A 6,450-nucleotide genomic window follows, 5' to 3' on the forward strand; every position below is an offset into this window, starting at 1 on the left:
TCTTTGCGGTTAAAAAAGGATAAACCACTTAATCTTAAAAAAACTTGAATATCGAGTTATAGGTTTAATCAAATCAATTAAGAGTAAAATAGTATGAAGTATTTTCCCCTCTTCCTACTTCCTACTTGCTTGGTATGCTGAATAGTTACCATTGATTATATTTTCCTCTGTGTATTATTTTTTGGACAATCCTAATTACTCTTTCAATCTCTTTGTTACTCATCTTAGGAAACAAAGGAAGACTTAATGTCCTCTCATAAAACTCCTCTGCTTTTGGATAATCCCCCTTTTTATATCCCAGGTTTTGTTGATAATAAGGCTGGAGATGAACAGGGATATAATGAACCTGCACCCCTATTCCTTCCTCCCTCAAGGCATCAAATATTTCTTTTCGATTTAACCCTTTTTTTAACTGAATAACATATAAATGGTAAGAAGATTTTACATTCTCTTTTTCGCAAGGGGTAATTATCGCCTCCATATCTTTGAACGCTTCGTTGTATTTATCTGCAATCTCTCTTCTTCTGGCAACAAAATCATCTACTCTTTCTAACTGTTTAATACCTAAAGCACACTGGAAATCAGTAATTCGGTAATTAAAACCCAATTCTTGCATTTCATAATACCAGAGACCTTCATTTTTATTTATCAGCCTTGTTTTTTCTTTTGTAATTCCATGATTTCTAAACATCAATAGTTTTTCGTAGAAATCTTCATTGTTGGTTAAAACCGCACCGCCTTCTCCTGTGGTAATATGTTTTACCGGATGGAAACTAAAGACCGTCATATCCGAATGCTTACAACTTCCAATCTTCACCCATTCTAACTTCTGGCTTCTGTATTCTGCCCCTAAAGAATGACAGGCATCTTCGATTATGATTAAATTATGTTCCTTATCGATCTTGCCAATCGTTTCTAAATCACAAGGATGTCCTGCAAAATGCACAGGAATTATAGCCTTAGTTTTTGAGGCAATCCTTTTCTTTATCTCGCCGGAGGCAATATTCGCTGTATCCTCTTCTATATCGGCAAAGACAGGTCGTCCGCCGCAGTATAACACACAATTACTACTGGCAACAAAGGTTATAGGTGAAGTAATTACTTCATCATCCTTTTCTATCCCAGCCGATAAACAAGCAATGTGAAGAGCCGCTGTTCCACTGGATACAACCACAGCAAATTTTGCCCCACAATACTCTGTTATTCTTCTTTCGAACTCCTCTACCTTTGATCCTTGAGTAACCCAATCAGACTTTAGCACCTCTACTACTGCTTTAATCTCATCATCTTCAATCCACTGTCTGCCATAAGGAATAATTTTTTTCATTCCTCAATCATCCTTTTTAGTTCTTCCTTTGTTAACCATTTATCATTGGTATTGCTGGCATATCTGAATCCATCAGGAAGTGGCTTACCTCCCCCTATCTTTTCGTGAGTTACATAAGAAAATTCAGGTTGGATAACAAAGAAATCATCAAATTCTAATGTATGTCTGGCATCGTCCTCTGGAATGAGTACCTCATGAAGTTTTTCTCCTGGTCGGATACCTATAAATTCATATTTACATTCAGGGCCAATTACCTCAGCTATATCCATAATATTCATACTGGGAATCTTGGGAACAAATATCTCTCCTCCCTGCATTAAACTTATACATTTAATTACAAACCTGACTCCCTGCTCTAATGTAATCCAGAATCGGGTCATCCTCTGATCGGTAATAGGTATTGTTCCTGTTTTCCTTTTTTCTTTGAATAAAGGTATAACACTACCCCTGCTATTGATTACATTGCCATACCTGACCAAACTAAATTTTGTATTTGCATCTCCTGAATAGGCATTTCCAGCCACAAAGAGTTTATCCGCACAGAGTTTAGTGGCTCCATAGAGATTAACGGGATTAGCCGCCTTATCTGTACTTAAAGCAATGACCTTATCTACTTTTTGATCTATCGCGGCATTGATAACATTTTCAGCACCGATAATATTGGTTTTTACTGCCTCAAATGGGTTATATTCAGCCGCTGGAACCTGTTTTAAAGCCGCCGCATGAACGATAATATCTACTCCATGAAATGCCCGATGCAATCTCTCCTTATCCCGCACATCGCCTATAAAATATCTTATATTATCATACTCTTTCTCACTGGAAATCTCTTGAGCCATCTCAAATTGTTTCATTTCGTCTCGGCTAAAGACAATCAACTTTTTAGGGTTATACTCTTTAAGGAGAATTTCTACGAATTTCCTGCCAAATGAACCCGTCCCACCCGTTATTAAAACAACCTTATTTGAAAAATCCAACTTCATTCCCTCCGTCCTTATAATCTAAATAAATTTTATCATATACAATGTTGGTTGTCAAGAATAAAATGATTGAATGTAATGCGTCACTGAAATGGGGGATTCTGCTGAAAGTAGGAAGTAGAAGAGTAGGAAAGTAGGAAAGGGGGAGACATTGCCCCCAGAAGAGGAATACCGTGCACATCCTTTATCCCTTTCCTACTTACCTACTACCTACTTGCCTACTATTTTCATCGCTCTGTCCTCCGCAGGTTAATGTTCATCCCCCAAATGATTGACGCCTTACGACTGCATCAAACTTTCGCTTGACAGGGCATAAAAATTCTGGTAAAATATCCCCAGAATAGTTGAGGTTGAACTATTATGATAGTGATAATTGATTACAGTATGGGGAATTCAGGTTCTATCCTGAATATGCTCAAAAAAATAGGGGCTAACGCTATTAGTTCCTCAAAAATGCCAGATATTGAAAAGGCAGATAAACTTATTCTTCCAGGGGTTGGTGCTTTTGACAATGGGATGACAAATCTCAATAAGTCAGGATTAATACCGATTCTAAACGAAATAATTTTTAATAAAAAAATCCCGATACTCGGTATCTGTCTTGGGATGCAATTGTTGGCAAAACGAAGTGAGGAAGGAACTTTATCAGGACTTGGCTGGCTTGATGCAGAGGTAGTAAGATTCAAGTTTGACACTTCCTGCAACCTGAAAATACCACATATGGGCTGGGATACGGTGGAATTAGTCAAAGAAAACTGTATGTTCAAGGGTCTTGAGCAATCACGATTTTATTTTGTCCACTCTTATCATGTAGTCTGTCATAATAGATTAGATATTCTGGCAGAAACTTGTTACGGTTATAATTTTGTTTCAGCCGTTCAAAAGGACAATATCATCGGTGTTCAATTCCATCCTGAAAAAAGCCATAAATTTGGCATGACATTATTACGAAACTTTGTGGAGTTATGATGTTAAAAAACAGAGTTATTCCGTGCCTGCTTTTACAAAATCAAGGGCTGGTAAAAACGATTAGATTTAAAGAGCCAAAATATGTCGGTGACCCCATAAATGCGATAAGAATATTTAATGAAAAAGAGGTAGATGAATTAATATTCTTAGATATTATTGCCTCAAAGGTTGGCAGAAGCCCGAATTTTGAAATACTCCAGAATATTGTTGGTGAGTGTTTTATGCCTTTGTGCTATGGCGGTGGAATTAGTCGCCTTGAAGATATACAAAAGATATTTTCCCTTGGAGTTGAAAAAATTTCAATAAACTCTTTTGCCCTGAAAAATATAGACTTTATAAAACAGGCATCCGAAATATTTGGCAGTCAGAGCATAGTCGTAACCATAGATGTAAAAAAGAACTTTTTGGAAAAATATAAGGTCTATGACCATACCAGAAATAAGATAACAGACATTGACCCGGTTGAATTTGCTATCACAACTCAGGAGATGGGGGCAGGTGAGATTTTACTTAACTCCGTTGACCGCGATGGCACACAGGGGGGATATGATATTGATTTGATAACAAAAATTACAAATGTTTTATCTATTCCAGTAATAGCTATGGGAGGGGCAGGGAAGATTGATGATTTTGTTGATGCGGTGAAAAAAGGAAATGCATCAGCAGTTGCCGCAGGAAGTATGTTTGTTTTTCACGGCAAGCATCGGGCGGTGCTTATTACCTATCCTGAATATCAAGAATTGGAAAAAAGATTGGTATAGTATTCTGTCCAATCTCAGAGAGGAAACATAAATGGAACAAGGAAACTATCAAATATGTTCACGCTGTGTGATGGATACTACAGCCCAGGAGATTACTTTTGATGAAAATGGTGTGTGTAGTTTTTGCCATTTCTTTGATGAAAAAATAAAACCTGATTGGCATCGCGATAAATCAGGTTATCAAAAACTTCAGAAGATTGTTAAAAAGATAAAAGATTATGGCAAAAACAAAGAATACGATTGTATAATTGGGATAAGTGGTGGGGTAGATAGTTCATATCTTACCTATTTTGCCAAAAAAATACTTGGTTTAAGACCGCTTGTTTTCCATGTGGATGGAGGCTGGAATTCTGAACTGGCAGTAAAAAATATTGAAAATCTTATCAAAAAACTTGATATAGACTTGTTCACCTATGTGGTTGATTGGGAAGAAATGAGGGATTTGCAACTGGCTTTTTTTAAATCTGGCGTAGCAAATCAGGATGTCCCACAAGACCACGCATTTTTTGCCATGTTATATAAATACGCCACTCAATACAATATTAAATATGTCCTCACGGGAGGTAACCTTGCTACTGAATCTATTTTGCCCGCTTCATGGGGATATAATGCTATGGACTTAAAACATCTAAAGGCAGTTCATAAATGTTTTGGTCAGGTTAAACTTAAAACCTTTCCAACGGTTAATTTCTTTCAATATTATTTCTATTACCCATATATAAAAGGTATGGTAATTGTTAGACCGCTTAATTACATCCCTTATGTAAAATCTGAGGCAATGCAATTCTTAGAAAAGGAAGTTGGCTGGAGATATTATGGCTGTAAACATGGAGAATCAAGGTTTACCAATTTTTTTCAAACATACTTTTTACCAGTAAGATTTGGATATGATAAAAGAAAAGCCCATTTATCGAGTCTTATATTAGCGGGACAGATGACCAGAGACGAAGCATTAAAAGAATTACAGCGGCCTCTTTGTGATGAAAAAGCAATAGAAGAAGAAAAAATATTTGTTTCTAAAAAACTCGGCATAACCGTAGATAAATTTGAAACATTCCTGACCATGCCTAAAAAAACATTTAAGGATTATCCATCTAATTACAGACTTTTACAACTTTTGAGGTTAATATCTGATATAAAGAGGCAAGTGCGTTATAAATGGCTAAAATAGTTACAAGAGGTGAAAAATTTAATGAAAGTTTGTATTCTAACAGTTGTCCATCCTTCTTTTGATGTTCGCATATTTCATAAAGAGGCAAAAAGTCTGGCGAAGGCAGAATATGATATTGTCCTCATTGCTCAAAGTGATAAAGAAGAAACTGTTGACGGGATAAAAATTATCCCATTACCAAAACCAAAAAACAGACTGGAAAGGATGGGCTTGCTTATCTTCAGGTGTTTGATTAAAGCACTGAAACAAAAAGCCAATGTTTATCACTTCCATAACCCAGAATTGTTGTTTGTTGGGGTAATGTTGAAATTGATGACTAAGGCTAAAATTATTTACGATGTCCATGAAGATTATGCAAAACAAATACTTTCCAAACCATACCTCCCTGAATGGACAAAATACTCTATTGCCTGGCTGGTTAACAAAGTAGAGAAGGTTATCTCAAGGACTTTTGATGCTATTGTCACAGCAACAGATGATATATCTAATAATTTCTCTTACCATAAAAGGATTGTAACAGTGCGAAATTTTCCAGTATTATCTAATTTTTCGCTATTGAATAAAACCGATAATAGCACCATTTTTAACCTTATTTATGTTGGTGGTCTGGTAGAAATTCGTGGAATTTCGCAGGTCATTCAGTCATTAGAGTATATCCAGAGAGAGGTAAAACTTATTCTCTGTGGTAAATTTTATCCTGCTGTTTATGAAGAGCAGGTTAGAAGTCTGAAAGGCTTTGAAAAGGTAGAATATCAGGGCTGGGTTAGACCATAGGATATTCCCGCAAAAATGGCTCAAGCCGAGGTTGGCATTGTGTGCTTTTTGCCCGAGCCAAATCATATAAATGCTATGCCTAATAAACTCTTTGAATACCTGTCTTGTGGGCTTCCTGTTATTGCCTCTAATTTCCCTTTATGGAAGGAAATAGTTGAAGGGAATAATTGTGGCATTTGCGTGAATCCATTAAATCCCAGAGATATCGCTCAGGCTATTGAATACCTTATGGAACATCCAGATGAGGCAAAACAAATGGGTGAAAATGGCAGAAAGGCAGTCGAAGAAAGGTATAACTGGGAATTAGAGGAAGAAAGATTAATCGGACTTTATAAGAAGTTATGGTAACCGTTCACCGCAGAGATGATATGATAAAGTGTCAAGTTTGACCTGCGAAAGATTTTATGGTATACTATACAAAAAGTATTAACTAACTAAAATAAGGAGGACAAACTTATGACACAAACA

7 protein-coding genes are annotated in these 6,450 nt (G+C 36.4%); 5 read left to right on the top strand and 2 right to left on the bottom strand.

Annotated elements, in window-relative coordinates:
- Nucleotides 1-145: 145 nt before the first annotated feature.
- Together pseC and pseB are read right to left on the bottom strand one after the other, a co-directional pair.
- On the bottom strand, nucleotides 146-1,327 hold the full coding sequence (gene pseC, locus AB1414_13455) for a UDP-4-amino-4,6-dideoxy-N-acetyl-beta-L-altrosamine transaminase (GenBank protein ID MEW6608428.1): 1,182 nt from the start codon (nucleotides 1,325-1,327) through the stop codon (nucleotides 146-148).
- A complete protein-coding gene (gene pseB, locus AB1414_13460; protein ID MEW6608429.1) occupies nucleotides 1,324-2,310 on the bottom strand; it encodes a UDP-N-acetylglucosamine 4,6-dehydratase (inverting) in 987 nt (328 codons plus the stop codon). The genes pseC and pseB overlap by 4 nt, the downstream gene beginning before the upstream one ends.
- 357 nt (nucleotides 2,311-2,667) lie before the next feature.
- Here pseB and hisH point away from each other — a divergent pair, with 357 nt between their 5' ends.
- Genes hisH through AB1414_13485 form a run of 5 tightly spaced genes read left to right on the top strand, consistent with a single transcriptional unit; the run spans nucleotide 2,668 to nucleotide 6,330 of the window.
- Nucleotides 2,668-3,276, top strand: a complete 609-nt coding sequence (hisH, locus tag AB1414_13465; GenBank protein MEW6608430.1) for an imidazole glycerol phosphate synthase subunit HisH — start codon at nucleotides 2,668-2,670, stop codon at nucleotides 3,274-3,276.
- The gene (locus AB1414_13470; protein ID MEW6608431.1) at nucleotides 3,276-4,037 is read left to right on the top strand and encodes an AglZ/HisF2 family acetamidino modification protein; all 762 of its coding nucleotides are present in this window, start codon (nucleotides 3,276-3,278) and stop codon (nucleotides 4,035-4,037) included. Before hisH ends, AB1414_13470 begins: the two co-directional genes overlap by 1 nt.
- A 31-nt stretch (nucleotides 4,038-4,068) precedes the next feature.
- Nucleotides 4,069-5,208 carry an N-acetyl sugar amidotransferase gene (locus AB1414_13475; protein MEW6608432.1) on the top strand — a complete coding sequence of 380 codons (1,140 nt, stop codon included), beginning with the start codon at nucleotides 4,069-4,071 and terminating at the stop codon, nucleotides 5,206-5,208.
- A 21-nt stretch (nucleotides 5,209-5,229) separates the two neighbouring features.
- Nucleotides 5,230-5,982, top strand: a complete 753-nt coding sequence (locus AB1414_13480) for a glycosyltransferase (GenBank protein MEW6608433.1) — start codon at nucleotides 5,230-5,232, stop codon at nucleotides 5,980-5,982.
- A 3-nt stretch (nucleotides 5,983-5,985) separates the two neighbouring features.
- A complete protein-coding gene (locus AB1414_13485; GenBank protein ID MEW6608434.1) occupies nucleotides 5,986-6,330 on the top strand; it encodes a glycosyltransferase in 345 nt (114 codons plus the stop codon).
- The last annotated feature ends 120 nt before the right edge of the window (nucleotides 6,331-6,450 follow it).

The sequence above is a fragment of the bacterium genome (assembly GCA_040755795.1).
Classification (GTDB): Bacteria; UBA9089; CG2-30-40-21; order CG2-30-40-21; family SBAY01; genus JBFLXS01.